Annotated in this window: 26 protein-coding genes; 9 read left to right on the forward strand and 17 right to left on the reverse strand. The window is 60.1% G+C overall.

The genetic code is table 11. The annotated features are described in order from the left end of the window. Positions 1-35 precede the first annotated feature (35 nt). Positions 36-833 carry an inositol monophosphatase family protein gene (locus tag CHH27_RS03025; RefSeq protein WP_094070269.1) on the forward strand — a complete coding sequence of 266 codons (798 nt, stop codon included), beginning with the start codon at positions 36-38 and terminating at the stop codon, positions 831-833. 24 nt (positions 834-857) lie between these two features. Here CHH27_RS03025 and CHH27_RS03030 read toward each other — a convergent pair whose 3' ends face one another. The 11 genes from CHH27_RS03030 to rpsF form a co-directional block, all read right to left on the reverse strand. Then, entirely contained in the window at positions 858-1229 is a 372-nt protein-coding gene (locus CHH27_RS03030; RefSeq protein ID WP_094070270.1) for a VOC family protein, read from the reverse strand. 64 nt (positions 1230-1293) lie between these two features. Continuing rightward, positions 1294-2025 (reverse strand): SDR family NAD(P)-dependent oxidoreductase, encoded by a 732-nt coding sequence (locus CHH27_RS03035; protein ID WP_094074483.1) that lies wholly within the window; start codon positions 2023-2025, stop codon positions 1294-1296. A gap of 69 nt (positions 2026-2094) precedes the next feature. Further along, positions 2095-3567: an amidophosphoribosyltransferase gene (gene purF, locus CHH27_RS03040; RefSeq protein ID WP_094070271.1), complete on the reverse strand. Its 1473-nt coding sequence runs from the start codon at positions 3565-3567 to the stop codon at positions 2095-2097. Positions 3568-3734: 167 nt separating this feature from the next. After that, positions 3735-4346: a CvpA family protein gene (locus tag CHH27_RS03045; protein WP_094070272.1), complete on the reverse strand. Its 612-nt coding sequence runs from the start codon at positions 4344-4346 to the stop codon at positions 3735-3737. Between the two features lie 87 nt (positions 4347-4433). Next, a complete protein-coding gene (gene radA, locus CHH27_RS03050) occupies positions 4434-5828 on the reverse strand; it encodes a DNA repair protein RadA (RefSeq protein WP_094070273.1) in 1395 nt (464 codons plus the stop codon). A 25-nt stretch (positions 5829-5853) separates the two neighbouring features. Next, positions 5854-6996, reverse strand: a complete 1143-nt coding sequence (gene alr, locus CHH27_RS03055; RefSeq protein ID WP_208988483.1) for an alanine racemase — start codon at positions 6994-6996, stop codon at positions 5854-5856. A gap of 146 nt (positions 6997-7142) precedes the next feature. Then, positions 7143-7463, reverse strand: a complete 321-nt coding sequence (locus tag CHH27_RS28615) for a PilZ domain-containing protein (protein WP_094070275.1) — start codon at positions 7461-7463, stop codon at positions 7143-7145. Positions 7464-7607: 144 nt separating this feature from the next. Continuing rightward, on the reverse strand, positions 7608-9092 hold the full coding sequence (locus CHH27_RS03065) for a replicative DNA helicase (protein ID WP_094070276.1): 1485 nt from the start codon (positions 9090-9092) through the stop codon (positions 7608-7610). A gap of 366 nt (positions 9093-9458) precedes the next feature. Beyond that, positions 9459-10049, reverse strand: coding sequence for a 50S ribosomal protein L9 (gene rplI, locus CHH27_RS03070; RefSeq protein ID WP_094070277.1), 591 nt, complete (start codon positions 10047-10049; stop codon positions 9459-9461). Positions 10050-10159: 110 nt separating this feature from the next. Further along, positions 10160-10408 (reverse strand): 30S ribosomal protein S18, encoded by a 249-nt coding sequence (rpsR, locus tag CHH27_RS03075; RefSeq protein ID WP_094070278.1) that lies wholly within the window; start codon positions 10406-10408, stop codon positions 10160-10162. Between the two features lie 6 nt (positions 10409-10414). Next, the gene (gene rpsF, locus CHH27_RS03080; RefSeq protein ID WP_094070279.1) at positions 10415-10825 is read right to left on the reverse strand and encodes a 30S ribosomal protein S6; all 411 of its coding nucleotides are present in this window, start codon (positions 10823-10825) and stop codon (positions 10415-10417) included. A 537-nt stretch (positions 10826-11362) separates the two neighbouring features. On the opposite strand from rpsF, the gene fabD reads away from it, so the two are divergent. From fabD to gmk, 7 genes are all read left to right on the forward strand, one after another. Continuing rightward, positions 11363-12307, forward strand: coding sequence for an ACP S-malonyltransferase (gene fabD / locus CHH27_RS03085; RefSeq protein WP_094070280.1), 945 nt, complete (start codon positions 11363-11365; stop codon positions 12305-12307). 65 nt (positions 12308-12372) lie between these two features. Beyond that, positions 12373-13110, forward strand: coding sequence for a 3-oxoacyl-[acyl-carrier-protein] reductase (gene fabG / locus CHH27_RS03090; RefSeq protein WP_094070281.1), 738 nt, complete (start codon positions 12373-12375; stop codon positions 13108-13110). A 240-nt stretch (positions 13111-13350) separates the two neighbouring features. Next, positions 13351-13584 (forward strand): acyl carrier protein, encoded by a 234-nt coding sequence (locus CHH27_RS03095; protein ID WP_008194310.1) that lies wholly within the window; start codon positions 13351-13353, stop codon positions 13582-13584. 89 nt (positions 13585-13673) lie between these two features. Next, entirely contained in the window at positions 13674-14939 is a 1266-nt protein-coding gene (gene fabF / locus CHH27_RS03100; RefSeq protein ID WP_094070282.1) for a beta-ketoacyl-ACP synthase II, read from the forward strand. Positions 14940-15061: 122 nt separating this feature from the next. Further along, positions 15062-16192, forward strand: coding sequence for an endolytic transglycosylase MltG (gene mltG, locus CHH27_RS03105; protein WP_094070283.1), 1131 nt, complete (start codon positions 15062-15064; stop codon positions 16190-16192). Between the two features lie 42 nt (positions 16193-16234). Then, positions 16235-17128: a YicC/YloC family endoribonuclease gene (locus CHH27_RS03110; RefSeq protein WP_094070284.1), complete on the forward strand. Its 894-nt coding sequence runs from the start codon at positions 16235-16237 to the stop codon at positions 17126-17128. A gap of 5 nt (positions 17129-17133) precedes the next feature. Continuing rightward, positions 17134-17841: a guanylate kinase gene (gene gmk / locus CHH27_RS03115; protein ID WP_094070285.1), complete on the forward strand. Its 708-nt coding sequence runs from the start codon at positions 17134-17136 to the stop codon at positions 17839-17841. Positions 17842-18064: 223 nt separating this feature from the next. Here the strand turns inward: gmk and CHH27_RS03120 are convergent, their stop codons facing one another. Continuing rightward, positions 18065-18919: a hypothetical protein gene (locus CHH27_RS03120; protein WP_157738658.1), complete on the reverse strand. Its 855-nt coding sequence runs from the start codon at positions 18917-18919 to the stop codon at positions 18065-18067. Positions 18920-19320: 401 nt separating this feature from the next. Further along, positions 19321-20223: a LysR family transcriptional regulator gene (locus tag CHH27_RS03125; RefSeq protein WP_094070287.1), complete on the reverse strand. Its 903-nt coding sequence runs from the start codon at positions 20221-20223 to the stop codon at positions 19321-19323. Positions 20224-20306: 83 nt separating this feature from the next. Between CHH27_RS03125 and CHH27_RS03130 the strand changes: the two genes are divergently transcribed. Then, complete coding sequence (locus CHH27_RS03130; RefSeq protein ID WP_157738659.1) at positions 20307-20525, forward strand: hypothetical protein; 219 nt, start codon at positions 20307-20309, stop codon at positions 20523-20525. Here CHH27_RS03130 and rsmA read toward each other — a convergent pair. From rsmA to CHH27_RS03150, 4 genes are all read right to left on the reverse strand, one after another. Continuing rightward, positions 20494-21354 (reverse strand): 16S rRNA (adenine(1518)-N(6)/adenine(1519)-N(6))-dimethyltransferase RsmA, encoded by an 861-nt coding sequence (rsmA, locus tag CHH27_RS03135; protein ID WP_094070289.1) that lies wholly within the window; start codon positions 21352-21354, stop codon positions 20494-20496. The genes CHH27_RS03130 and rsmA overlap by 32 nt on opposite strands. 11 nt (positions 21355-21365) lie before the next feature. Further along, positions 21366-22385: a 4-hydroxythreonine-4-phosphate dehydrogenase PdxA gene (gene pdxA / locus CHH27_RS03140; protein ID WP_094070290.1), complete on the reverse strand. Its 1020-nt coding sequence runs from the start codon at positions 22383-22385 to the stop codon at positions 21366-21368. Positions 22386-22391: 6 nt separating this feature from the next. Continuing rightward, complete coding sequence (locus CHH27_RS03145) at positions 22392-23312, reverse strand: peptidylprolyl isomerase (protein ID WP_094070291.1); 921 nt, start codon at positions 23310-23312, stop codon at positions 22392-22394. A 147-nt stretch (positions 23313-23459) separates the two neighbouring features. Then, positions 23460-25835 carry an LPS-assembly protein LptD gene (locus CHH27_RS03150; protein WP_094070292.1) on the reverse strand — a complete coding sequence of 792 codons (2376 nt, stop codon included), beginning with the start codon at positions 25833-25835 and terminating at the stop codon, positions 23460-23462. Position 25836: the final 1 nt, after the last annotated feature.

Here is a 25836-nt window from a genome sequence, read left to right on the forward strand (position 1 = left end):
AGGCGCGGTGACAATGCATTGAAGGAGACCTGTTGATGATGATCGATCGGCTTGATTTCGCCGTCTCTCTTGCCAAAAAGGCGGGTGAGCTCGGACTGGACTATTTTCGCAAGCTGGACACCCTGACGGTCACCCAGAAGGGCCACCAGGACCTGGTTTCCGAAGCTGATCGCAACGTCGAAACCCTGATCCGCGAAGAACTCGCCAAGGCCTATCCGGACGACGGTATTCTGGGTGAAGAACATGGCATGGAAGAAGGCTCTTCCGGATATACCTGGGTGACAGATCCGATCGACGGAACGGCCAATTTTGTCGCCGGCATTCCGCAATGGTGCGTGATCATCGCCTGTGTGCATCAGGGGCAGGTGATCATCGGTGTCATTCATGACCCGGTGGCAGGGGAAACCTTCAAGGCGTCCGCAGGTCACGGCGCCTTTCTCAATGACAAGCCGATCAGGATCTCCGACAGTCAGAGCCTGTCCAACGGTTCCGTCGGTGTCGGCTTCAATGGCCGCACGGCCATCACCGATGCTGTCAACGTGGTTGGAGCCGTGGTCTCAAAGGGGGGAGTTTTCTTCCGCAATGCGTCCGGCGGCCTGATGCTGGCCTATGCGGCTTCCGGCCGTCTGATCGGCTATGTGGAATCGCACATGAACGCCTGGGACTGTCTCGCCGGCATGCTGCTGACCGTTGAGGCCGGAGGCATCGTCATGGAGCAGGATGTCAATCACGCGCTTTATCATGGCGCCCGCGTGGTCGTCGCCGCACCCGGTGTCTACGACGATTTGCGGGACATCGCCGAAAGCTCCTTCGCCCCGCTCGAAGCGGCCTGACACCGATCAAGGCGGCAATGCCGGTTACACGTGCTGGTCGACGAGCACCGGATTGCCGTCCGGGTCGACCAGAACAAAGCTGGCAGGACCACTGCCGTCCTCGGCCGCCTCGCTCGCGAACTGGTAGCCCTTCGCTTTCAGCTCTTTCTGGATCTCCCGGATGTCCTGATAGTCATCCAGTTTCTCCGCGCTCTGGTTCCAGCCCGGGTTGAAGGTCAGCATGTTCTTGTCGAACATGCCTTGAAACAATCCGATCACCGTGTCGCCGTTTTTCAGAATGACCCAGCCGTCATCTCCAGACCCACCCAGGTCTGAAAAACCGAGCCCTTCATAAAAGGCCTTCGACTTCTTGATGTCCTTGACGGTCAGACTGATGGAAAATGCGCCGAGATGCATGGGATCTGATCCTCCGTAAAACAACGGAGACCAGTGAAGCGCAAAACGAGCGACAACGCCAGCGTCAGCTCGGCGAGACCCATTCTTTGCTGACACGGTCATAAAGCATGCCGGTCTCCAGAACCTCGGCCTTGACGAGTTCCAGAAGATCCGTGGCAACCTCGGCCGGGTCAGGCAGGTTTTCCGGCGGTTCGCCGGGCATGGCCTTGGCGCGCAGGCCGGTGCGGGTGGGGCCGGGGTCCGCAAGGTTGATCTTCATCGCGGTCTTCAGGCTTTCATGTGCCCAGGTCTGGGCCATGGCCTCAACCGCCGACTTGCTGATCGACTGGAGACCCCAGAACGCGGTGCGGGTTTGTGCCTGCACGGCCGTCAACAGCAGGGCCCGTCCGGCATCGGATTGGCGCAACAAGGGGTCAAGGGAGCGGATCAGCCGCCAGTTGGCCGTGACATTGACCGCCATGACCTTTTCGAAGTCTTTCGGCTTGATGTGGCCGATCGGCGACAGCACACCGAGCATGCCGGCGTTGCCGACAAAGATGTCGAGTTTTTTCCAGCGTTCGAAAATGGCCGCACCCAGGCGGTCGAGCGCATCGAAGTCCGTGAGATCCACGGGAACGAGCGTGGCTTCCCCGCCGGCCGCCTTGATGTCGTCATCGAGGTCTTCCAGCGCGCCGACGGTTCTTGCAACCGCAATCACATGCGCGCCGCGTTTACCGAGTTGCCTGGCGATCTGATAGCCAATGCCGCGGGAGGCGCCGGTCACCAGGGCGATCCGGCCTTCGAAATCTTTTTCCATTGTCGAACTCTTTGACCGGCCGGCCACGTGTCGGAGCGGCCGGCCAGCCGGTACTGAAGGATTTTACTGTTAGCCGACTTCTACCAGACGCGGTGCGCTGACAAAGTCCTGATCTTCGGACAGGTCGGTCAGCGGCGTCGGGTAGTCGCCGGTAAAACAATGATCGGTGAATTGCGGGTTGTCGTTGTCGCGGCCATCAAAGCCCATGGACCGGTAAATGCCGTCAACGGACAGGAAGGCGAGGCTGTCGGCACCGATATACGCCCGCATTTCCTCAAGGCCGTATTTCGCCGCCAGCAGCTTCTCCCGGACCGGCGTGTCGATGCCGTAATAGTCGGAATACTTGATCGGCGGGCTGGCGAGGCGGAAATGGACCTCCTTGGCACCGGCTTCCCGGATCATCTGCACGATCTTGACCGACGTGGTGCCGCGAACAAGACTGTCATCCACCAGCACAACACGTTTGCCCTCGATCTGGGCGCGGTTGGCGGAGTGTTTCATCTTCACGCCAAGGGCACGGATCTGCTGGGTCGGTTCAATAAAAGTCCGGCCGACATAGTGGTTGCGGATGATGCCAAGCTCGAACGGCACACCGCTTTCCTGGCTGTAGCCGATGGCAGCCGGCACGCCGCTGTCCGGCACCGGCACGATCACGTCGGCCTCGACATGGGTTTCCTTGGCCAGCTGCTTGCCCATTTCCCGGCGCACGTCATAGACGCTGCGGCCGCCGACGATGGAATCGGGGCGCGAGAAATAGATGTATTCGAAAATGCAGGGGCGGGCCTTCTGCTTGCCGAACGGGAAGAAGGACTGGATCCCGGTGGACGTGCAGACGATAACCTCACCGTTCTCGACTTCACGGATGAACTTGGCGCCGATAATGTCGAGCGCGCAGGTTTCGGAGGCCAGGATCGGAGCACCGTTGAGATCGCCCAGAACCAGCGGCCGGATGCCGAGCGGGTCACGGGCGCCGATCAGCTTCTTAGACGTCAGGGCCACAAGCGAATAGGCGCCTTCCATCTGGGTGATTGCCTCGATGAAGCGGTCGACGATCTTGCCCTTGCGCGAGCGGGCGACCAGCTGCAGCACGACTTCTGAATCGGATGTCGACTGGCAGATGGCGCCATCGCGGATCAGCTGGTGGCGAAGCGTCAGCGCGTTCGTGAAATTGCCGTTGTGGCAGACCGCGATGCCGCCGCCGTCCAGTTCGGCGAAAAGCGGCTGCACGTTGCGCAGGATGGTCTCGCCGGTGGTGGAGTAGCGCACATGGCCAACGGCGGCCCGGCCGGTCAGGCGGCCGATTGTCTCCGCGTCGGAGAAATGATCGCCGACAAGCCCCAGATGGCGTTCCGCCCGGAACTGCTCATTGTCGAAGGTGACGATGCCGGCGGCCTCCTGGCCGCGGTGCTGCAGGGCGTGGAGCCCGAGCGCCGTCAGGGCGCTGGCATCCTCGTGTCCCAGAATGCCGAAGACACCGCATTCTTCGCGCAACGTGTCGGCATTGATGTCAAAGGGTTCATGCACCTCGGTCCCGCCAGTCATGGCGAACACTCCTTCAGTCGGGCCGGATTTTCATCCCGCCTGGGGCATCAGACCAACGGCTTCCTTGCGTGAAGAAAGGGGAGTTGATCTATTTTCAGATACTCATGCGTCCCGCGATCCTCGGAGCGCGGGACGGTATTTCGTCGGATCGGCGCCTTTGTCCGGCGTCAGTTGTTGTCCGTTGTCAGCTGTTCCAGTCCCTGGCGTTCGCTGTCGCTATAGGCCGGTTCTTCTGCCGGGGCGCTTGCGCTGTCACCGGTCAGGTTGTTCTGGCGGATCTTGTCCAGGATCGCCTTTTCGGGATCTTCAGGAAGGATCGCCACCAGCCGCTCACCAATCGACAGCAGGATCGGCCGGGACTTGGCATCCTTGACCCATTGCGGTTGCTGTTCCGGCTGCACAAACCAGTTGAAGAACATCATGGCGACGACAACCAGCAGCAGGCCCCGGACGGCGCCGAACACGAAACCGAGCGTGCGGTCGAGCGCACCGATACGGCTGTCCAGCACAAAATCGGAAATGCGCATGGTGATATAGCTTACCACGAGCAGCGTGACCAGGAAGACGGCAGCAGCCGACACGGCCATCGCGACGATTTCCTGCGAGATATACTGCTGTGTGTAAGGCAGCACCCGTTCATAGAGGAGGAACGCCGCAGCGGCCGCCGCAACCCAGGACACGATCGACAGCACCTCCCGGACAAATCCGCGGATCATCGCAAGGACCGCCGAAATGAACATGATGGCCAAGAGCAGTCCGTCCAACAGCGTTATCGGCATGTTCCTGAAAATTCCTCTGTCTGATGCTCTTGCCGGTCCGTCGCCGGAGAGCCTAAACCTTCAGATAAACCCCGTCACCATCATGCGTCAGGTCTCCCCCGCAGCACTAGCCTCCACCGAGAGTTTGGCGACAAAGTCCCCAAGTTCCGGCACGCCGGTCGCCTTGAAGGCCGACGCGGCGCTGTCCTTGAGATTTCCCTCAGGACAATAGGCCTGGTCAAAGCCGAGTTTCTCCGCTTCCTTCAGCCTGGACTGGGCCTGAGCCACTGGCCGGACGGCGCCCGACAGGCTGACTTCGCCGAAATAGACGCAATTGGCCGGAAGGGCAAGCCCGCTGAGCGAAGAGATCAGGGCGGCCGCAACGGCGAGATCGGCGCCGGGCTCGTTGATCTTCAGCCCGCCGGCCACGTTCAAGTAGACATCATGCTGGGAAAACCGCACCCCGCAGCGGGCTTCCAGAACGGCCAGGATCATCGACAGGCGCGCGCTGTCCCAGCCGATCACCGCACGCCTCGGCGTACCGAGTGTGGATTGCGCCACAAGCGCCTGTATCTCGATAAGCAACGGCCGGGAGCCTTCCAGACCGGCAAAGACGGCAGCGCCCGGTGCGGAGGTGTTGCGATCCCCCAGGAACAGCGCAGACGGATTGGGCACTTCAACAAGTCCCTTTCCGGTCATCTCAAAGACGCCAATCTCATCCGTGGCGCCGAAGCGGTTCTTGACCGACCTCAGGATCCGGTACTGATGCGCGCCATCGCCTTCGAAATAGAGCACCGCATCGACCATGTGCTCGACCACGCGTGGGCCTGCAATCTGGCCGTCCTTGGTGACATGACCGACCAGCACCAGTGTGGTGCCGTTTTTCTTGGCATAGCGGACCATGGCCTGGGCCGAGGCGCGGACCTGCGTCACCGTGCCTGGAGGCGAGTCGACCTGGTCGGTCCAGAGCGTCTGCACGGAATCGAGGATCAGGAGGGCAGGGGCCGTGTCGGCTTCCAGCGTTGCCAGGATGTCTTCCACGCTGGTTTCAGCAGCAAGCGCGACGGGCGCGCCTGCAAGGCCCAGTCGTTCGGCCCGCAGGCGCACCTGCCCGATCGCTTCCTCGCCGGAGATATAGACTGTCTTGTGGCCAAGTCCGGCGAGCTGGGCGGCCGCCTGGATAAGAAGCGTGGATTTGCCGATGCCCGGATCGCCGCCAACCAGCAAGGCCGACCCGCGCACGAAACCGCCACCGGTGACCCGATCGAGTTCGGCGACCTTCGTGCTGATCCGCGGCGCTTCCTTGGTGTCGCCCGAGAGGCCGACCAGGGGAACGACGCGCCCCTTGCTGCGGGAAGCTCTGCCGGGCCCGCCACCAACACCGCCACCGGTCTGTTCTTCGACGATCGTGTTCCATTCGCCGCAGCTCTCGCAGCGGCCGACCCATTTGGCCGTAACGGCGCCGCAGGACTGGCAGACAAATGAGGTGGAACGCCGCGCCATATGCTTTCCTTCGGACTTAACCTGATCAGGTCAGGAGGCCATAGACACGCTCAAAGCGCCGCCCGAGGCTTGTCAGATATTCGTAGTCGATGGTCTCCGCATAAGCGGCCAGGTCCGTTGCCGCAACAGTTGGACCAAGCATTTCCACAAACGCGCCGCGTTTCAGAAGCTGCTCCGGCACATCGGTTACGTCCAGCGTGATCATGTCCATGGAAATCCGGCCGAGAATTGGCGCCTTGTGGCCGCCGATCATACCGAAGCCCCCCGGCCGGTCGTCCGTGCTGCTGGCCCTGCGCAAAAGACCGTCGGCATATCCGGCCGCAACAACGGCATTCCTGAGCGGGCGCTTGGCCGTCTGCGTGGCGCCATAGCCGATGGTGTCGCCCTCCGGAACATCCCGGATGATCATGATGCGGGCTTCAACCTTGGCAACCGGTTTCATCTGGTTCGGCGTGGTCTCGATTGCCTGTCCGCCATAAAGCGCGATCCCCGGACGGACCATGTCAAAGTGAAAGTCCGGTCCCATCAGCACGCCAGCCGAGTTGGCAAGCGAGCGCGGAATACTCTTGAACGGATCGGTCACCGTCCTGAAAAGCTCGAGCTGTCGCCGGTTCATCGGATGGTCCGGTGTTGAACCGCAGGCGAGGTGGCTCATGATCAGCGATGGCCGGAACGGGCCGAGCAGGCTCCTGTCGGTCATGGCTGCGCCAAATTCTGCCGGCGACAGTCCCAACCGGTGAATGCCTGTATCGACATGGACTGCGGCATCGAAGGACTGCCCCGCCGCCTTGCAGATACCGGCCCATTCCTGCAGCTCTTCCAGGCTGCCGAGAACCGGGCGGATCCTGTTGTCGAGATAATGCGCATAGGTGTCAGGAAACAAACCGTCGAGCGCAAAGACCACGGCGTCCGGCAACACCTGCCGCAAGGCGATTGCCTCGGTCGGCACGGCAACGAAGAACGTCCGGCAACCAGCTTCGTAAAGCGCAGGTGCCGCCTTGTCCTGACCCGTCCCGTATGCGTCTGCCTTGATTGCCGCGGCGCATTCGGTTTTGGCTCCGGTCTGACCATTGAGAAACCGCCAGTTGCAAGCGATTGCGTTCAGGTCGATGGTCAGGCGGCCGCCATAAAGAGAAGGCGAATAGGACGTATGCTCGGAAGTCGACACGATGCGGCTGTTTCTCCGGTCGGAATCAAAAAACTCTCAGCGGCTGAAGCGTAGCAAATCCTGGCAGGCTTGGGCCATTGGAGAAACCGAAGCAGAGCGCAATAGTGTCGCAGCGTGACGGTAACACGTTCGACGCTGGTTGCAGCTCAGTCCATATAGAGAAATTCGACCCCGGTTTCCCCGTTTCGAACCCAGCGGATCTCGGCATAGAATCGAAGTTTGCGACTTTCGATCTCGATGGTAACGCGCTGTCCGGGTTCCAGGTCCTTGGTATTGGTCGCAAGGCGGCAGCCGCCGACACTGATGTCTTCCACGACACAGGGACGGTGGATGTCGTCCTGCTTGAGCAGGCCGGGCCATTTACACCGTCTTCTGGGAAAAACGCGCGCTTCCTCGCGCAATTTCTGAGTCGCTGAAAACAAGTGAACTCGCTGAAAGGACTTTGGGCTCAATTGACTGCGACGCACAGTAAGGGGGAGAGTTTTAACAGGGGTTTAAGCGGGCTTTCGAAACATAAGACTGTCTGTTTCGCTTAAATCGCTTGATCGCCCGGTCTCTCGAAAGGGAACCGAGCGTATCGCGAAGCCTGGCGCAGATTGCTCTCCTGCAACCTACTCGTAGCGCTCCGGCAGATGGTCTTCTTCTGCAAGGTCGGAGAAGCGGGTATACTGGCCCTCGAAGTGCAGGTTTGCCGTACCGGTCGGGCCGTGACGCTGCTTGGCGATGATCACTTCCGCCTTGCCCTTCAGGCGTTCCATGTCCCGCTGCCAGTTCTCGTATTCGACCGTGTCCGGCTCCGGTTCGGTCTTGGAGAGGTAATATTCTTCGCGGAACACGAACAGGATCACGTCAGCGTCCTGCTCGATCGAACCGGATTCACGCAGATCCGACATCATTGGGCGCTTGTCGTCGCGGGCTTCCACCTGACGCGACAGCTGCGAGAGCGCGATGATCGGCACCTGAAGTTCCTTGGCAAGGGCCTTCAGGCCCGTGGTGATTTCCGTGATTTCCTGAACACGGTTGCCGGAATTCTTGGCGGAGCCCGACAAGAGCTGGATATAGTCGACCACCAGAAGATCCAGGCCGCGCTGACGCTTCAAGCGCCTTGCCTTGGCCACCAGGGAGGCGATGGAGATACCACCGGTCTGGTCCACATGCAGCGGAACGGTCTGCATGGTCTGGGCACAGGCGGCGAGTTTTTCGAATTCGGCCTCTGTGATGTCACCGCGGCGGATTTTCGAGGACGAGATTTCCGCCTGTTCGGAAATGATACGTGTTGCGAGCTGTTCGGCTGACATTTCCAGCGAGAAGAAACCGACGACGCCGCCATTGACGGTTTTCAGCGATCCGTCAGGCTGTTCCTCGGCCTTGTAGCCTTGCGCAATGTTGTAGGCGATGTTGGTGGCAAGAGAGGTCTTGCCCATGGCAGGACGTCCGGCAAGCACGATCAAATCCGAGTGCTGCAACCCACCCATCAGGCGGTCGAGTTCACGCAGTCCCGTGGAAATACCCGACAAGGCGCCTTCACGGTTATAGGCGGCATGCGCCATCTCGATGGTTTCGGAAAGCGCATCGCCGAAAGACACGAAACCGCCTTCGCTGCGGCCGGTTTCGGCGAGCTCGAACAGCCGGCGCTCGGCGTCGTCGATCTGCTGCTCCGGCGGCACGTCGATGGGGGCATCAAATGCGATGTTGACCATGTCCTCACCGATGCGGATCAGGTTCCGCCGAATGGCAAGGTCATAGATGGTGCGGCCATAATCTTCGGCATTGATGATCGAGGCGGCGTCGCCGGCAAGGCGGACGAGGAACTGGGTCGCGGACAGGTCCGCGATCTTTGCGTCTGCAGGGTAGAAGGTCTTCAGGGTGACGGGGGAGGCGGTCTTGCCGGCCCGGATCAGGTGGCTGGCCTTCTCGTAGATGTCCTGGTGGGACGGCACGAAGAAATGATGCGGCTCGAGAAAGTCCGACACGCGATAGAAGGTCTCGTTGTTGACCAGAATGGCGCCAAGAAGCTGCCGCTCGGCTTCCGCGTTATGCGGTGCCAGACGCTGTACGTCTTCTTCCGTTTCGACCTTCTGCAATGTGCCCTTCATATCGTCCCCCGATGACCCAAGTTCATCCGGAATACTCTTTGACCGGGTCGGGCTCAAGGATCAAAAACGGCAGTTTTCGATTCCCACTGACATTCACAGATCAACGGGGAAAGAGTCGAATCGCGCTTGACTCGAAAGCTGTTTGAAGACTCAAGGGGCTAGCTGTTAGTTATTGAAAAAACAGAATTTTTTCCGAAAGTTAATAGACGGTTAATAAATTTGCGTGCGGATTCAACACCTTGGAGCGGACTCTGAAGCCAGTCTTTGAGGCATCCTGCCGGGCTTGAGACTGTCTGGCCGGCTAAACAAAAAACGGCGCTGCAAGCAGCGCCGTTTCTCTCAAGCTCAAGAAGCTGGGTAAGCCGATTAGGCTTCCTCTTCAGCCGGAGTTTCCTCGGAGACGTCGTCGCCTTCCTCGGTGCCTTCAGCTTCTTCTTCTTCTTCTTCGAATTCGAAGACATCCTGTTCCGGCGTGGTGAGGTCTTCACCGGCAGCCTGGCGAACGGCTTCGTCTTCGGAGCGGGCGACGTTGACGCTGATGGCGACTTCGACTTCCGGGTGCAGCTGGATCAGAACGTTGTGCAGGCCGATGGTCTTGATCGGGCTGCGCAGTTCAACCTGGCTGCGGGCAACGGTGAAGCCGGCTGCCGTCAGGCCTTCGGCGATGTCGCGCGTGGAAACGGAACCGTAGAGCTGGCCGGTTTCGCCAGCGGAACGGATCATGACGAGGGATTCGCCGTCGAGCTTTGCAGCAACGGCTTCCGCCTCGCTCTTGCGCTCCAGGTTCCGGGCTTCGAGCTGAGCGCGCTCACGTTCGAAACGCTCGAGGTTGGCCTTGTTGGCGCGCAGCGCCTTGCCCTGCGGCAGCAGGTAGTTACGGGCATAGCCGTCACGTACTTTGACGGTGTCGCCCATCTGGCCGAGCTTTGCGATACGCTCAAGAAGGATGATTTGCATGTCTTTCTCCTACTGTCCCACCTTTTCGGTGGTTAGAGACCGTTTGCCCGCGGTCCCAATCCGGGTCTCCCGGGCTGGCCCGGGAGAAAAGGCCCTCGAAAGAGGAGGGCTTAGCTGATCACGAAAGGCAGCAGGCCGAGCAGGCGGGCGCGCTTGATGGCGCGGGCCAGTTCACGCTGCTTCTTCGCGGAGACCGCGGTGATGCGGCTCGGGACGATCTTGCCGCGCTCGGAAATGTAGCGCTGCAGCAGACGGATGTCCTTGTAGTCGATCTTCGGAGCGTTGGAGCCGGAGAACGGGCAGGTCTTCCGGCGACGGAAGAACGGACGGCGGCTCGGCATTTGTGCGATATCAACCATTATCTCTTACTCCCCTTCAGCCCGGCGCGGAGGACGGCTGCCACCCGGACGGTCGCCGCGGTCGCCACGGCCACCGCCACGGCGGTCGTCGCGGTCACGCTTCTGCATCATTGCAGACGGCTCTTCTTCGAGCTCATCGACGCGGAAGGTCATGTAACGCAGAACGTCTTCGCTGAGGCCCATCTGACGCTCCATCTCGGCAACCGCTGCATGCGGGGCTTCGATGTTCATCAGGGTGTAGTGAGCCTTGCGGTTCTTCTTGATGCGGTAAGCCAGGGTGCGCAGACCCCAGTTTTCCACCTTGCCGACAGTGCCGCCAGCGCCTTCGATGAGGCCCTTGTACTGTTCGACGAGTTGTTCGACCTGCTGGGCCGAAACGTCCTGGCGAGCCAGGAATACGTGCTCGTAAAGAGGCATGGAAACAAGCCTTTCTCATGTTGACAACGCGGGACTGGCGCAGAGCCTCCTCGTAGCCCTCTGAAAGGCACGAGAATTCTAACGAGAGCGGAGACACGGGAAGTCGGATCGTTTGACAGATCCTGGCTTGCGCCCTTCCGTTCAGCCCCCGGCCAAATCCCGGATGAAGCGCGCTCTATACTCTGTTGGGCGCAAAATGCAAGTGCCGAGCTGTCATTTCGCGGCGAAATCGGCAAAATTGGCCTGAACGCGGAATTCTCAGCCGAAATGGCCCGCCTGCGTCAGGCGTTTTTCACATTCAGCCTGGCCAAATCAATCCTGCAAGGCAGATATGCAGGCCGAATTCACGGAAAAGCGCCCGATTCTCGGAATTGAGAGTGTGCAGGGCCTTGACAGTAAGGTCCCGGACGTATCATAGGCTCGCGCCAACATTCGATTTCAGTCCGGAACGGGCTGTCTTATCCGCTTTCAAAAAGCCATGGGCCTGACGCCAGTCACTGATCGGGCCCGCGCACGAGTCTACGGAGGCGTTTCCAGATGACCATCGCATTCACATTCCCCGGACAGGGCAGCCAGAGCGTCGGCATGGGCAAGGGGCTCGCCGATGCGTTTCCGGAGGCCAGGGCGGTCTTCGACGAAGTCGACGAGGCTCTCGGGCAGAAACTGTCCGATGTCATGTGGACCGGACCGGAAGACGCCCTGACGCTGACCGCCAATGCTCAGCCTGCACTGATGGCGGTAAGCCTGGCGACAATGCGCGTGCTTGAGGCGCGCGGTCTTGATCTTGCGGCCAGCGTGTCCTTCGTCGCCGGGCATTCGCTTGGTGAATACTCGGCCCTGGCTGCTGCCGGCAGCCTGGATGTCGGAACGGCTGCACGTTTGCTGCGGGTGCGCGGCGATGCCATGCAAAATGCAGTGCCGGTCGGGCAGGGCGCCATGGCTGCGCTGCTCGGGCTCGAGTTCGAGGCGGCCGTTGAAGTCGCGGAAGCTGCCGCCCAGGGCGAAGTCTGCCAGGCGGCAAACGACAATGCGCCGGGTCAGGTCGTGGTGTCCGGTCATCTGGCGGCTGTCGAACGTGCCATTGAAATCGCCAAGGCCAAGGGCGCGCGCCGCGCAGTCATGCTGCCGGTCAGTGCACCGTTCCATTGCGCCCTGATGGCGCCGGCTGCCGACAAGATGTCCGAAGCGCTGGCGAATGCCCAGATCAACGCACCGAAGGTTCCGCTCGTTGCCAACGTCCTGGCGCAGCCGATCAGCGATCCGGACGAAATCCGGGCCCGTCTCGTTGAACAGGTCACCGGCACCGTGCGCTGGCGCGAAAGCGTGACCTGGCTTGCCGAAAACGGCGTCGACACGTTCGTGGAAGTTGGAACCGGCAAGGTTCTGACCGGCATGATCAAGCGGATTGCCAAAGAAGCCACCGGCATCGCCGTGAATACACCGGAAGATATCGACGCGCTTCTGGAAAAGATCTCCGGTTAAGGCTTATATCTCCCAGGACCCGACGTGGCCCGACCGGGCCGACCTCAACAACGGAAGGATTCCATATGTTCAGCTTGCAAGGGAAAAACGCGCTTGTCACCGGCGCCACGGGCGGGATCGGTGAGGCCATCGCGCGTGCGCTTCATGCGCAGGGCGCGACTGTTTCCTTGTCCGGAACGCGGGCTGAGAAACTGGAAGCGCTTGCCGCCGATCTCGGCGAGCGCGCCTTCGTCACACCGGCCAACCTGTCCGATCGCGACGCCGTGGATGGGCTGCTTCCGGCTGCGGAAGAAAAAATGGGCTCCGTTGACATCCTGGTCAACAATGCCGGTATCACCCGCGACAACATCTTCATGCGCATGAAGGACGAGGAATGGGACCAGGTGATCGAAGTCAACCTGAGCTCCGGTTTCCGTCTGTGCCGCGCCGCCATCAAGGGCATGATGAAGCGCCGCTCCGGCCGGATTGTCGGCATCACCTCCGTCGTCGGCGTGACCGGCAACCCGGGGCAGGTGAACTATGCCGCCGCCAAGGCGGGCATGATCGGCATGTACAAGTCGCTTGCCCGGGAAGTGGCCAGCCGCAACATCACCGTCAACACGATTGCGCCGGGTTTCATCGAAACGGCCATGACCGACGCGCTGAACGACAAGCAAAAAGAATCGATTTTGACAAGTGTCCCTGCAGGACGTTTGGGCACTTCCGCCGAGATCGCTTCGGCCGCTCTATATCTTGCCAGTGACGAGGCTGCCTACGTGACCGGGCAGACACTCCACGTCAATGGCGGCATGGCTATGATTTAAAAGGAAGTTTCGCCAAGCAGGCAAAAAAAATCCGGGCCGCTCAAGAGCGGTCTGGACCGGCTGGTAAAGGTCAACAAAGTGTGTTACCAACCCGCCGATCGCTACGAATTGCGCCGATCTCCGGGATTCCGGCTAGACGGTGCGAGGAAGTTTAGGCCGCGATTTCGCACCGCCGCTTGCTAATGGACGGTCAGGGGCAGTTTCGCGTGAGATGATTAGAGAAAACTAAGGAAGTGAAAAATGAGCGATATCGCGGATCGGGTAAAGAAGATCGTTGTTGAGCACCTCGGTGTAGACGCTGAGAAAGTTGTCGAGGGCGCCAGCTTCATCGACGACCTGGGCGCAGACAGCCTCGACACCGTTGAGCTGGTCATGGCATTCGAAGAAGAATTCGGCGTGGAAATCCCGGACACCGCAGCAGAAACCATTCTGACTGTTGGCGACGCTGTGAAGTTTCTCGAAGCCAACAAGTAAGGGCCCTTTCGCCCTTCTTGAGAACTATTTGAAGATCGGGCCGGCGGGGTCGAATCCCCGCCCGGCCCTTCCAACGTAAGTGCAGGTGTATGAGGCGAGTTGTCGTAACTGGGTTGGGCATGGTCACGCCGCTTGGCTGTGGTGTCGATGTCACTTGGAAAAAGATCCTTGAGGGACAAAGCGGGGCCAACAAGGTCACCAATTTCAAGGTCGACGATTTGGCCTGCCAAATCGCCTGCCAGATCCCCCGCGATCCGTCCGTCGAGGGAGCGTTCAATCCGGATGACTGGATGGACGTCAAGGAACAGCGCAAGGTCGACGACTTCATCGTCTATGCGATGGCAGCTGCCGATCAGGCCATGGCCGATTCAGGCTACAAGGCGGAAACCTACGACCAGCAGGCACGCTCCGGCGTTCTGATAGGGTCGGGCATCGGTGGTCTGCAGGGCATCGAACAGGGCGCGCATCTGCTCGCTGAAAAGGGTCCGCGCCGCGTCTCGCCGTTCTTCATTCCCGGTCGCCTGATCAACCTTGCCGGCGGCTACGTGTCGATCCGGCACGGCCTGAAGGGCCCCAACCACGCCGTTGTGACCGCCTGTTCCACAGGCGCGCATGCCATCGGGGATGCGTCCCGCCTGATCGCCTTCGGCGACGCGGATGTCATGGTTGCCGGTGGTACGGAATCGCCGGTTTGCCGGCTGGCGCTGGCCGGATTTGCGGCTTGCCGCGCCCTGTCCACCGCCTTCAACGACGAACCGGAACGCGGTTCCCGCCCGTATGACGTTGCCCGCGACGGCTTCGTGATGGGCGAGGGCGCCGGCGTTGTGGTTCTGGAAGAATATGAACATGCCGTCCGCCGCGGCGCCAAGATCTATGCCGAAGTGATCGGCTATGGCCTGTCCGGCGACGCCTATCACATCACCGCGCCGTCCTCCGATGGCGATGGTGCCTACCGGTGCATGGAAGCAGCGCTGAAGCGCGCAGAGGTGACGCCGGCCGATGTGGACTACGTCAATGCCCACGGCACATCGACGCCGCTCGGCGACGAGATTGAACTGGGTGCCGTGACCCGCCTGTCCGGGGAACACGCTTCGAGCCTGACCATGTCATCGACCAAGTCGTCGATCGGTCACCTTCTGGGCGCCGCCGGCGCCGTCGAGGCCATCTTCTCCGTGCTCGCAATTCGCGACAGCATGGCACCGCCGACGATCAATCTCGACAATCCCTCAGTGGAAACGGAAATCGATCTGGTGGCGCACAAGCCGAAGAAGCTGGACATCAATGTCGCCCTTTCCAATTCCTTCGGGTTCGGCGGCACCAATGCCTCGCTTGTCTTCCGTAAAGTTGCCGCATAACCCCTTCACATTTGCCGCACCGGACCGATTCTGTCGGTCCGGTGCGATTTCTTTTGTGACAACTGGTGTGTTCGAGCCGATATCGGCCAAGAAGCGGCTCGAACCTGGAGGTGCGAACCGATATGCGCATTAAGCCGAAAAGCCCGCGCGAAGCCTTGCAGCCGGAGCAGGCACCGGCACCGCCGCAGCGCTCCCGCCATGTGCGCAACCCGCTGGTCATCCTGATCAACCTGGTGATCACGCTGGCCGTCTTCGGTCTGGCGACCGTGGGCGGCGCTCTCTACTTTGGCAAGAAGAAGTTCGAGGAAGCCGGCCCGCTTGCGACGGACGCCACGGTTGTGATCTCTTCCGGATCAGGCCTGTCGGGCATCACCGACCGTCTCGCCGGCCAGGGCGTCATCGACGACAGCATGATTGACGAGTGGATCTTCAATCTCGGCATCCGCTTCTACAAGAACGCCACCAATCTGAAAGCCGGCGAATACGCCTTTGCACCGGGTGTCTCCATGCACCAGGTCATGACCGATCTGGTGGAAGGCAACGCGGTCACGCATTCCGTCACCATTCCGGAAGGCTGGACCACCGCCCAGATCATCGATCGTGTGCGCAAACACCCGGTTCTGGTCGGCGAGATCACGGACGTGCCGGGCGAGGGCGCCCTGCTGCCCGAGACCTACACCTTTGCACGCGGCATGACCCGTCAGGGCGTGCTCGACCAGATGAAGGCGGCGCAGGACAAGCTGCTCGCCGAGGTCTGGGAGCGGCGGACCAGCGATCTGCCGGTCAATTCGCCCGAGGAGCTGGTGATCCTGGCGTCGATCGTCGAGAAGGAAACCGCACTGGCCGATGAGCGCCCGCGCGTTGCCGGCGTCTTCGTCAACCGTCTCAACAAGAACATGCGCCTGCAGTCGGATCCCACGATCCTCTACGGCCTTTACGGCGGCGAGGCCTGGCTCAAGGACAGGTCGGCCATCAAGCAGTCCGAGCTGAAGGCGGAAAACAAGTACAACACCTATCAGATCGACGGCCTGCCGCCGGGACCGATCGGCAATCCGGGCCGGGCGGCCATGGAAGCGGTCGCCAACCCGTCGCGCACACTGGATCTCTTCTTTGTGGCGGACGGCACCGGCGGGCACATTTTTGCCGAGACCTACGAGCAGCACCAGGCGAATGTGCGTAAGTGGCGCAAGATCGAACGGGAACGCCGGCAGCAACAGCAAAACCAGGAAACGCAGCCGGCAACATCGAACTGACCGCGTCCGCGGCAGGCGCCGGACGGAAAACCGGAGGGGCAGATGGCACTTGCCAGCATGACAGGGTTCGCGCGGGCGATCGGGGAAGCGGGTCCCGTGCGCTGGACCTGGGAACTCAGATCCGTCAACGGCAAGTCGCTGGACCTGCGCATTCGCATTCCGGCCGGGCTGGAAACCCTGGAACCGAAAATCCGCGAGCGCTGCAGCAAGGTGCTGCGCCGCGGCAACGTGTCCATTGGCCTTGCCATGCAGCGCGACCAGTCGGCGCAGCAGCTGCAGGTCAACGAAGCGGCGCTTGAGGCCGTGCTGTCGACCATCGATCTTCTGAAACAACGTGTGCCGGACCTGGCGCCGCCGTCCCTCGATGGCATTCTGTCCCAGAAGGGTGTCTTTGACCTGAAGGAACCCGAGGACGACGAGGCTGCCCAGGCTGCGCTTCACAAGGCGCTGCTGACCTCGCTCGATGGCGCCCTGATCGATCTGGTCGACATGCGCCACACGGAAGGCCACGCGATCAGCACGGTTGTGCGCGGTCAGATCGACCGGATCGCGGAACTGACGCAAGCTGCCGAAACCCTGCCGGCCCGCAAGCCCGAGGCGATCAAGGCCCGGCTGAAGAAACAGGTCGCCGAGCTGATGGATGCCTCCGACGGCCAGCTGGACCCGCAGCGCCTCCACCAGGAAGCGGTTCTGCTGGCGACCAAGGCCGATATCCGCGAAGAGCTCGACCGGCTGCAGGCCCATGTCGCCGCCGTCCGCGATCTGATGGACAGCGGCGGCGCAATCGGCCGGCGTCTCGATTTCCTGGCACAGGAATTTAACCGGGAAGCCAATACACTGTGCTCCAAGTCGAATGACGTGGATCTGACGGCCATCGGGCTGGACTTGAAAGCCGTTATCGATCAAATGCGTGAGCAGATACAGAATCTGGAGTAAGCCCCATGACCGACGCCCCCGCCGGAACGCCGTCCGGAACCACCGTCAGCGCGGAAGAGGCCGAACAGCAGCGCCGCGGGCTGATGCTGGTTCTGTCGTCGCCTTCGGGCGCGGGCAAGTCGACCATTGCGCGGCTGCTTCTGGACAAGGAAGACAATCTCGCCCTGTCGATTTCCGTCACGACCCGGCCGCGCCGGTCCAGCGAGGTCGACGGTGTCCATTACCACTTCCTCGATCCAGGCCGCTTTGAACAGATGCGTGAGCATGACGAGCTGCTGGAATGGGCGGAAGTGCACGGCAACTACTATGCAACGCCGCGCGGGCCGGTCGAGAACGCGATCGAGAACGGGCGCGACATCCTGTTCGACATCGACATCCAGGGCACGTTCCAGCTCTACGAGAAGATGCGCTCGGACGTCGTCTCCATCTTCATCCTGCCGCCGTCGATCGCGGAGATGAAATCCCGCCTGAAGCGGCGCGCGGAAGACACCGACGATGTCATCGCCAAGCGCATGAAGACCGCCGTCGGCGAAATGCGGCACTGGGAAAAATACGATTATGTGGTCGTCAATGACGACCTGGAACGGGCCTATGAAAACGTCCGCGCCATCCTGCGCGCCGAACGCCTGAAGCAATACCGCTCGCCAAAGATCGGCCCGCTCATTCAGGGCATGGTGGATGACCTGGAAGCGGAGCTCGGCGGCGCGGGCTGAGGGTGGCTTGGCGCAGCAGAAACTGGGCGGACCATGTTCGAGGTCTCTTCCTTCGTTTACAATAAAACGACCTAAATCGTTTCGAATTCTTCGGAATAATAATAAAAGTAAAAACGTCCGCCATTTTATTTTTAACTGCAGAAAAAAACGCCAGGAGTTTAATTTACTGAGAGTATAGTTTTAATGCATAGTCACCGCAATGAAGACTGCTGTAATCAACATCTTAAATTCGCCCGAGGCGGCAAGAAATTACAATCTCTTTTTCTGTAGTGCTAAAGTTTTCTGGTAAATCTTTGGGTACGTTAATGTGCCCCACTTTGGCGTTTAATATCACCGTCAGAATTTTTTCATGTTCATCGCATTCGAAGGGGATGTAAATTTGCGACTTGAAACCGAGAGAGTTTTTATACCCTGATCCAATCTCAGTTTCTTTACTCCCAACAAAGTATTCTTGCAAAGAGCTAGCATCCTTAACTACTCGGTATGTACTTCTTCCGCCAAAAGGTTTGATGAAATCGTCGGTCTCTATTTCCTGGTGATTTGCAATGCTAGAAGCGATTATTAGCGGATCGTTTCGCACGTCGAATACAGCCTTTTGGAATGAAAATTTTACTGGAACGGTCGATTTGTTTTCAATGTCTAAGGAAATCGTGAGGTTCCAAGCCTTGATAATGGCTTGATTGCCATTTTTACACTGCCTACTAGCTTGTTTCCACACTATAGGTTTAACTAGTTCTTTGGGCCAGTCATCGCAATATTCAGGACTATCGTTAGCATCTCCGCTACAATCACCCGCAAGCTCATTCATCTTGATATGATTGAACATGTCCTGCTCATTCACATAGAGTTGGCTCAAACTGACTTCAGATGAGATACCCACCTGGGATCGTAATTGACCGGTCTCCACCAGGTTCTTATATTTTGCACTTGGTTGCTCAACGGCCACAAATTTGAAATATGCAAATATTCCACCTGTCAAAACAGCAAGTACAGTGAAGATGCTGGCGATTCCTCCTGTGTAATTCTTAAAATTTTCACTACTTATACTGCGATTTTCATTAGAATTTGATTCTGACATTTTCTTTCCAATCAATTTGCAAGTATGTCCGTTGGTAGGGTGTGAAAAGCAAAAAAGGTAATTCCAGACAGCCTACATGAAAGTCGATTGTCAGACTAGCTTTCCCCGAGGTTTGTTAGTGCCATCGATTGCATGAGAATTTTGCTTGAGCAGAAGCGGACGCTTTGAGGTTCCACTTGAACGATATTTAATAGAGCTGCGGAGCTGTCTGGGGCAGATGAAATAAACCATTTAGAGTTGTTCGCGATTGATGCAGCAGTGCTAAACGCGGCGTTTGAAAATAGATTCTAATTAGCCTGAGTTGTAAGACGACATATACTTAAAACACGATCTTAGAGGCCCTTCGGAGACCAATCTTATAAATTAGATAGGCCTCATAAATCGAGAGACGCCATCCCACCTCAACCACACCCCGCAGCTTCCGCAAACCGCTGCCGGTAGAGACCCACGATCCGGTCCTTGACTGCCACCAGGGTCGGATGGAGGCGCAGGCGTTCGTGGAAGCTCATCCAGGCGTCGTTGACGGCAAGGGGAGCGTCGGTGAGGCGTTGCAGGCCCTCGGACCGGCCGATCCAGTCGGGCAGTACGCCCATGGCATAGCCGCCTTTCAGGACGTTGTAGAGGGCAATGGAGTTGTTGACCGCATAACGGCAGGGCCGGCCCTTCAGGATTTCGTTCTGCAGTTGGGATGATTTGAGGCGGGCGCGGCTGCCGCAATAGCCGGCCCAGATCTGGTCGGGCCAGGTGAGGGGATCAGCGGCGTCCGGATGCGCCTCCAGATAGCTCTCCGCTGCATAGACATGAAAGGCGATGTCGCCCAGCTTCTGGGCAATCAGGTGCGGGTGTTTGGGCGGACGGTTGCCGATCGCAATGTCGGCGGCGTTGCGGCTGAGATCCCAGAAGGCATCATCTGCATAGAATTCGAGCCGGACCCTGTCGAGGCCCTTCGTGATCTCGTCCACCCGGAGGGTCAGAAACTGCTGGCCCCATTCGCCCAGCGTGATCCGGCAGACCTGTTCGGGCGCATCGACCTTTTCCAGGTCAACCGCGCGGCCGAAATCCGCCGCGCTGCGGGCCATCGTTCGTGCCACCTTGACGAGGCGCCGGCCGGCCCCTGTCAGCTCATAACCGGTCTGGCGCCGGTCGAACAGCTGCACGTCCAGCTGGTCTTCCAGCCGGGCCACATGCCGGCCGACGGTCGGCTGTGACAGCGAGAGCGTGTCGGCAGCCTGACTGAGGCTCTGGTGTTCGGCGACCGCAAGAAACACCCGGACCGCATCCCAGTCGAAATCGCTATTATTCATAAATGAATGATAGCATGCGGCATTATTCAGTTACATAGGAAAACGGGTCTGTCATGGTCCGGCCATCACAAATGAGGTTTGACATGATCGTGACCTGGCTGGTGTCCCGCCTGCGCAACAAGCGGACGACCCTTCAAATTCAAAACAACGCGGCAACCGGAGCCTCCGACGCACCCGACTGGATGGCGCGAGACCTCGCTCTGGATGACCCGGACAACCGCAAGGCCGTTGCCAGGGGCGGTTGCCGCAACAAGGCGTTTTCGACCGGGACTAGTTCTTCGCGGCAGCCCCGGCCGTCGTGAAACTGTTCGCCAGCGCAACGAAGCCGGCAATATCGATCTCCTCCGCGCGCGCGGTCGGTTTCAGGCCGGCCGCCTCGATCAGCTGTTCCGCATCCGGCGACAGCGCCTTGAGCGAGGCCCGCAGCATCTTGCGCCGCTGGCCGAAGGCCGCCGCCGTGATCCGTTCCAGCGCCTTCAGGTCGCAGGGCAGAGGGGCGGGATTTGGCGTCAGGTGCACCACCGCCGACGTGACCTTGGGCGGCGGCGTGAAGGCCTTGGGGCTGATATCGAACAGGATGCCGCCCTTGCAGCGCCAGCCGGCCAGAACGCCAAGCCGGCCATAGGCCTTGGAGCCCGGTTCCGCGCTGATGCGCTCGCCGACTTCCTTCTGGAACATCAGGGTCAGAGACGACCAGAATGGCGGCCAGGCCTCCGTTGTGATCCAGTTGATCAAAAGCTGGGTGCCGACATTATAGGGCAGGTTGGCGGCGATCCGGACCTTGTCGCCGCCGGTGACGGCGACCGGGTCGATCTTCAGCGCATCGCCCTCGATCACCTCCAGTCGGCCGGGATAATGCGCGGCGATCTCGCCAAGCGCGGGCAGGCAGCGGCTGTCCTTTTCGATCGCAACAACCTTCCTGGCGCCTGCGGCAAGGAGCGCGCGGGTCAGGCCACCCGGGCCCGGGCCGATTTCCAGCACCGTGCAATCCTCCAGGGAACCGGCGGAGCGGGCAATGCGCGAGGTCAGGTTGAGATCGAGCAGAAAATTCTGGCCGAGCGATTTCTTGGCATTGAGGCCATGGGCCGCGATCACGTCACGCAGCGGCGGAAGATCGTCGATCTGGGCCATGGGGTCTCGTCCTAGAACCGTTCGGGATGGGCCAGCGCATCGGCCATGCGCAAGGAGGCCGCAAAACTGTCGATGCGCACCCGTCCGGTGCCTGCCAGGCTGTAGGCCGTGCCGTGGTCGGGCGATGTGCGCACAAAGGGCAGGCCCAAGGTGACATTGACGCTGTCATCGAAGCCGATGGTCTTGGCCGGCACCAGGACCTGATCGTGATACATGCCGAGCGCGCAGTCATATCTTGTGCGGGCCGGCGGGTGGAACAGGGTGTCGGCCGGGTGCGGGCCGCTCGCGTCAATGCCCTTGGCGCGCAGCTGTTCGATGGCGGGGGCGATGACATCCCTGTCCTCGGTTCCCATGGAGCCGTTTTCGCCCGCATGCGGGTTCAGGCCGCAGATCGCGAGCCTTGGTGCCGTAAAGCCGAACCTGGTTTTGAGGTCGGCGGCCGTGATTTCGGCCGTCTCCACGATCAGTTCGGTGGTCAGCGTCTCCGGCACGTCCTTCAGCGGAATATGGATGGTCACCGGAACGACCATCAGATCCGGCCCGGCGATCATCATGACAGGCCTGGCTGGAGCGCCTGGCCAGTTCTTTTCTGCCAGGGCGCCGAGATATTCCGTGTGTCCGGGAAAGGAAAATCCGGTCTTGTAGAGTGCCGACTTGTTGATCGGGCAGGTGACAAGACTGCTGGCGAGACCTTTCCGGACATCGTCGACACAGCCTTCAATGGCTGACACGACAGATTGTGCGCTCGCCGCCTGTTCTTCTCCGGGCCGGTCTTCCAGCGCCGGTCCGGTCTGCACAAGGGGGAGGGCCCGGGAAAAGAGGCCGGCGGCCTCTTCGGGCGTTGCCGCCTCAACCGGAACGTCCATGCCCAGCCTGGCCGATCTTTGCCGGAACAGCTCGACATCGCCGCGCACGTAAAAGACAGGCAGCTTCAGGTTTTTCCGGTTGGCCCAGGCAAGCAGCGCCAGGTCCGGCCCGATCCCGGCCGGTTCGCCCATGCTGACGGCAAGCGTCTCTTGTGATCTTGCCATCTGCGATCAGCGATAGATGATGGTCGCGCGGCGGCGAATTTCCATGAGATAGCGGCGAGACCGGTTTTCGCCTTCCTTGGCCCGCAATTCGTTTTCCAGCTCCGTGCGAACGGCAATGTCGGAGGCAATCTCCCGTTTGCCGCAAACCGCAATCATCTCGAACCCGACGGGCGTGGTCGACGGTTTCGTCAGCTTGCCCGGCTGCAGGGCGCTGATCTCGTCACGCATGTTGGCGGGCAGTTCGGTTTCCAGGCGGCGCCCGATCGGCTGCACCACCACTTCGCTGTACTTTCCGAGAACCGCGCCGGGGTTTTCACAGTCGTTGAAGGCGGACCTGATCTGGTTGCTCTCGCGCTTGCGTTTCGACTTGAAGCCGCCGGACGAGCTTTTCGGCACGACCACAATGATGCGTTTCAGGTCATATTCGACGGACTTTTTGCGGTCTTCTTCGTCGGTCTTTTTCAAAGCCGCGATGATGTCGGACTCGTTGACGTCGATGTTGCCGCTGAAGCGGGAGCGGACAATCCGGCTCCAGGCCAATTGTGCTTTCAGCCGGGCCTTGAGTGTTTCCGGTTTTACGCCGCCGCTGCGCAGGGCCTTGTTCAGCTGCCCCGGCGACATTTTCACGTTGCGCGCAATGTTGGCATAGGCGTTGTCAACTTCCGACTGGCTGATGTCGACGCCCATCCGTTCGGCTTCACCAAGCTTGACCTGGTCATCGATCAGTTCTTCCTTGGCCTGTTTCTTGGCGGCAGACGCGGACTTGCGCTGGGTCAGCGTGATGAGGCGAGCCCGTTGACTGATGTCATAGTCGGTGATGGGCACGTCATTGACGATGACCCTGATGGCCGCATGCGCCGGTGCAGAAAAGGGCGCCGGCAGAATGAGCGCGAGGCAAAAGAGGACAGGGACGAGGCGAAGTCGCATTGATAAACCATCCGTGCTGGCGTGAGGCCAAACCGAAGTTCGTGTTTTGGGCATGATATTTCGCACATCATGCCAACAATTTCAAAGTTTGCCCGCATGATGCCTGAATTCATGGCGGCATCATGACCTATCGCTGAAAGACGATACCTAGTTAAGCGCGCCGCTGGACACCTGGGTATTGCCGATCGTCCGGAGACCGATCCGGAAATACAGCGTGCGATCCACCTCTTCGCCGTCATTGCGGCTGCGGTCTTCCGCATAGGTTACCGACAGCGAGAAACCTTCGTCGTCATAGCCGATGCCGAAGCCGTCCTGGACGATGTTGCTGTTTTCCAGATCGTAGCGCATCGATCCGAAGATGCGCCAGTTCTCTTCCAGGCGCAGGCTGGCGGAGCCCAGCAATTCCTCGCGGGGCGAATCGATGCCGACATCCGGCTGGGCGTTCAGGAAGGCATAGGCAAGGGACGAGACCACCGGGCCGTAGATCGCGCTGGCCTGGGCCTGCACACGGTTGAAGGTGAAGTCTTCCTTGTCGAGCCGGGCCTGCGCACCGACCTTCACGCCGTATTGCGTGTCCAGGTACAGGCTGCCAACATAGTCGGACAGATCCGTTTCCAGGCCGGAATCCTGCGTGGCACCGAGAATGTCCGGTGTCGCATAGGAGTTGTCACCAGCAAGGTGATAGGAGCGTCCGAACAGGCCGCTGACATAGTAGCCGCTGTCCAGCTGAAGCTTGTAGTTCAGGCCGACATTCAGCCGGGTGCCACCCTCGGCACGGTCAAAGCCGGAAAACTTGTCCGCATCGAACAGGGTGGTCGTGTCGAAGACGATGCTCTGCGCGTCGTCATTGGGCAATTCGCCGATGCGTTGCTCATTCGGACGCGCCACGATCTGCGCGACCGGTTCCAGGATCTGGTTGCCGCCCTCGAAGGTCGCAATAAAGGGATAGCGATATTCCATGCCGATGGCCGGCATGGCGCGACCGACGAAGCTCTCACCGGTCAGGGCCGTGACATCGCTATCAGGCGACGCCAGGAAGAACAGGTCGCCGCGCATATAGGCAAAGGGCGTGAAGGATTGTCCGAGCGGGTCGATGAACGTCCGGCGCCAGTTTCCTTTCAGGGACAGGCGCGAGAACGTGCCGTCGACACCCCTGAATTTCGCGGTCGTGCCGCCGTCAATCGAGAAGGCGTCGGTCTCGTCTCGCGTCAGCGAGGTGAAATTGGCCGTCAGGGCCAGCTCACCGGCAAGAATCGGATCGGCAAAAACGTAGTCGTAGTCGATCACGGGCAGAACGAGCGGTTGCTTGTCCTGCAACGAGCTGCCGACCGGCGAGAAGCCGTTGGCGTTGAACTGGCTGTCCGTGTAGTCCTCTTGCGAGATCTGGAAAGCATAGGCCCTGACGGTCAGGGCATTCCTGTCGGTCTTGCCTTCCAGAAAGATCTCGGACGTCTCACCATTGTCGCCAAAGCTGGTGAACGAGTAGTCCTTGAAGAACTGGCGGTCGCTTTTGTAGGTCAGGTCCCAGCCCAGCGTCCAGTCGCGGGAAAGCGAGAGATTTGCCTTTGAGTTGACAGCACCGCGCCAACGTTCGTCAGCGCGCGACGTGCTGAACTGGCTTGGCTGCGCCTGATAAAGGCCGGCAGCGGACACGCTGACCTGGCCGGCAGCGAACCGGTGCCGGTATTCAACATCTCCAAACACGCCCTGCTTGGTCAGCGGGGTCAAGATCGTGGTGACGTCGTAATAGGGGCTGAGCGCCCAGTAATAGGGCACCGTCACACCGTAGCCGAGCTTCTCATTGACGATGCCGCTGGGCATCAGGAAACCCGACTTCCGCTTGATGGACGGATCCGGCATCGTCAGATAAGGCAGGTAGGCGATGGGCTGGCCATAGACCTCGAACGCCGCATTCTCGAACCGGATGATCTTTTCCTGCTGATTGTGGATGATCTTCTCGGCCCGGACACGCCAGAGCGGCGGCTTGTTCGGCGGGTTGGTCGGCTTGGTATAAACCGTGTAGACGCCGTTTTCGATCGACGTGATGTTGTTGCCTTCACGACGGGCCTGTTCGGCCAGGAACCGGGTCCGCTTGGTCGTGTCGATCTGAAGCGCGCGCGCAAAGCCTTCGGAAAAGTCCTCGGACAGGACCATTTCCTCTGTGCGCACGACGTTGCCGTTCTTCTCGATGAAGATCACGTTGCCGGCGGCTTTGAGCTGCTGGCTCTTCCGGTCGAAAATGATCTGATGCGCCTGGACGGTGTTGCCGTCGTAATAGACCTGGACGTTCCCTGTCGCGATGATCAGGTCGCGGTCGAAATCGTAGGTGAGTTCGCTCGATTCCAGGAGCAGCTCGGCATTCGGATCCAGTTGGTCCTGCAGTCCTGCAGCGATGTCCTGAGCGGTGGCTGGCACGGAGTCGGCAAAGCTGAGCACCGCCGCAATCGCGCACGCGCTGGCTGCCGCAAGCAGCCTGCCTTTGTTGGCCCAAATCTCTGTGGTCAGGAAAGTTGGAAAAGCCATC

The organism is Labrenzia sp. VG12 (assembly GCF_002237595.1).
In the GTDB taxonomy this organism is placed as follows: Bacteria; Pseudomonadota; Alphaproteobacteria; order Rhizobiales; family Stappiaceae; genus Roseibium.

Excerpts from the sequence above, each read along its gene's own strand:
- fabF (WP_094070282.1), top strand. The coding sequence starts at position 13,674 with ATGAGGCGAGTTGTCGTAACTGGGTTGGGCATGGTCACGCCGCTTGGC.
- pdxA (WP_094070290.1), bottom strand. The coding sequence starts at position 22,385 with ATGGCAAGATCACAAGAGACGCTTGCCGTCAGCATGGGCGAACCGGCC.
- CHH27_RS03030 (WP_094070270.1), bottom strand. The coding sequence starts at position 1,229 with ATGCATCTCGGCGCATTTTCCATCAGTCTGACCGTCAAGGACATCAAG.
- rplI (WP_094070277.1), bottom strand. The coding sequence starts at position 10,049 with ATGCAAATCATCCTTCTTGAGCGTATCGCAAAGCTCGGCCAGATGGGC.
- CHH27_RS03145 (WP_094070291.1), bottom strand. The coding sequence starts at position 23,312 with ATGCGACTTCGCCTCGTCCCTGTCCTCTTTTGCCTCGCGCTCATTCTG.
- rsmA (WP_094070289.1), bottom strand. The coding sequence starts at position 21,354 with ATGGCCCAGATCGACGATCTTCCGCCGCTGCGTGACGTGATCGCGGCC.
- rpsF (WP_094070279.1), bottom strand. The coding sequence starts at position 10,825 with ATGCCTCTTTACGAGCACGTATTCCTGGCTCGCCAGGACGTTTCGGCC.
- fabG (WP_094070281.1), top strand. The coding sequence starts at position 12,373 with ATGTTCAGCTTGCAAGGGAAAAACGCGCTTGTCACCGGCGCCACGGGC.
- CHH27_RS03125 (WP_094070287.1), bottom strand. The coding sequence starts at position 20,223 with ATGAATAATAGCGATTTCGACTGGGATGCGGTCCGGGTGTTTCTTGCG.
- gmk (WP_094070285.1), top strand. The coding sequence starts at position 17,134 with ATGACCGACGCCCCCGCCGGAACGCCGTCCGGAACCACCGTCAGCGCG.
- CHH27_RS03130 (WP_157738659.1), top strand. The coding sequence starts at position 20,307 with ATGATCGTGACCTGGCTGGTGTCCCGCCTGCGCAACAAGCGGACGACC.
- CHH27_RS03150 (WP_094070292.1), bottom strand. The coding sequence starts at position 25,835 with ATGGCTTTTCCAACTTTCCTGACCACAGAGATTTGGGCCAACAAAGGC.
- rpsR (WP_094070278.1), bottom strand. The coding sequence starts at position 10,408 with ATGGTTGATATCGCACAAATGCCGAGCCGCCGTCCGTTCTTCCGTCGC.
- CHH27_RS03035 (WP_094074483.1), bottom strand. The coding sequence starts at position 2,025 with ATGGAAAAAGATTTCGAAGGCCGGATCGCCCTGGTGACCGGCGCCTCC.
- CHH27_RS03120 (WP_157738658.1), bottom strand. The coding sequence starts at position 18,919 with ATGTCAGAATCAAATTCTAATGAAAATCGCAGTATAAGTAGTGAAAAT.
- CHH27_RS03095 (WP_008194310.1), top strand. The coding sequence starts at position 13,351 with ATGAGCGATATCGCGGATCGGGTAAAGAAGATCGTTGTTGAGCACCTC.
- fabD (WP_094070280.1), top strand. The coding sequence starts at position 11,363 with ATGACCATCGCATTCACATTCCCCGGACAGGGCAGCCAGAGCGTCGGC.
- CHH27_RS03045 (WP_094070272.1), bottom strand. The coding sequence starts at position 4,346 with ATGCCGATAACGCTGTTGGACGGACTGCTCTTGGCCATCATGTTCATT.
- CHH27_RS03025 (WP_094070269.1), top strand. The coding sequence starts at position 36 with ATGATGATCGATCGGCTTGATTTCGCCGTCTCTCTTGCCAAAAAGGCG.
- mltG (WP_094070283.1), top strand. The coding sequence starts at position 15,062 with ATGCGCATTAAGCCGAAAAGCCCGCGCGAAGCCTTGCAGCCGGAGCAG.
- CHH27_RS03065 (WP_094070276.1), bottom strand. The coding sequence starts at position 9,092 with ATGAAGGGCACATTGCAGAAGGTCGAAACGGAAGAAGACGTACAGCGT.
- radA (WP_094070273.1), bottom strand. The coding sequence starts at position 5,828 with ATGGCGCGGCGTTCCACCTCATTTGTCTGCCAGTCCTGCGGCGCCGTT.
- CHH27_RS03110 (WP_094070284.1), top strand. The coding sequence starts at position 16,235 with ATGGCACTTGCCAGCATGACAGGGTTCGCGCGGGCGATCGGGGAAGCG.
- purF (WP_094070271.1), bottom strand. The coding sequence starts at position 3,567 with ATGACTGGCGGGACCGAGGTGCATGAACCCTTTGACATCAATGCCGAC.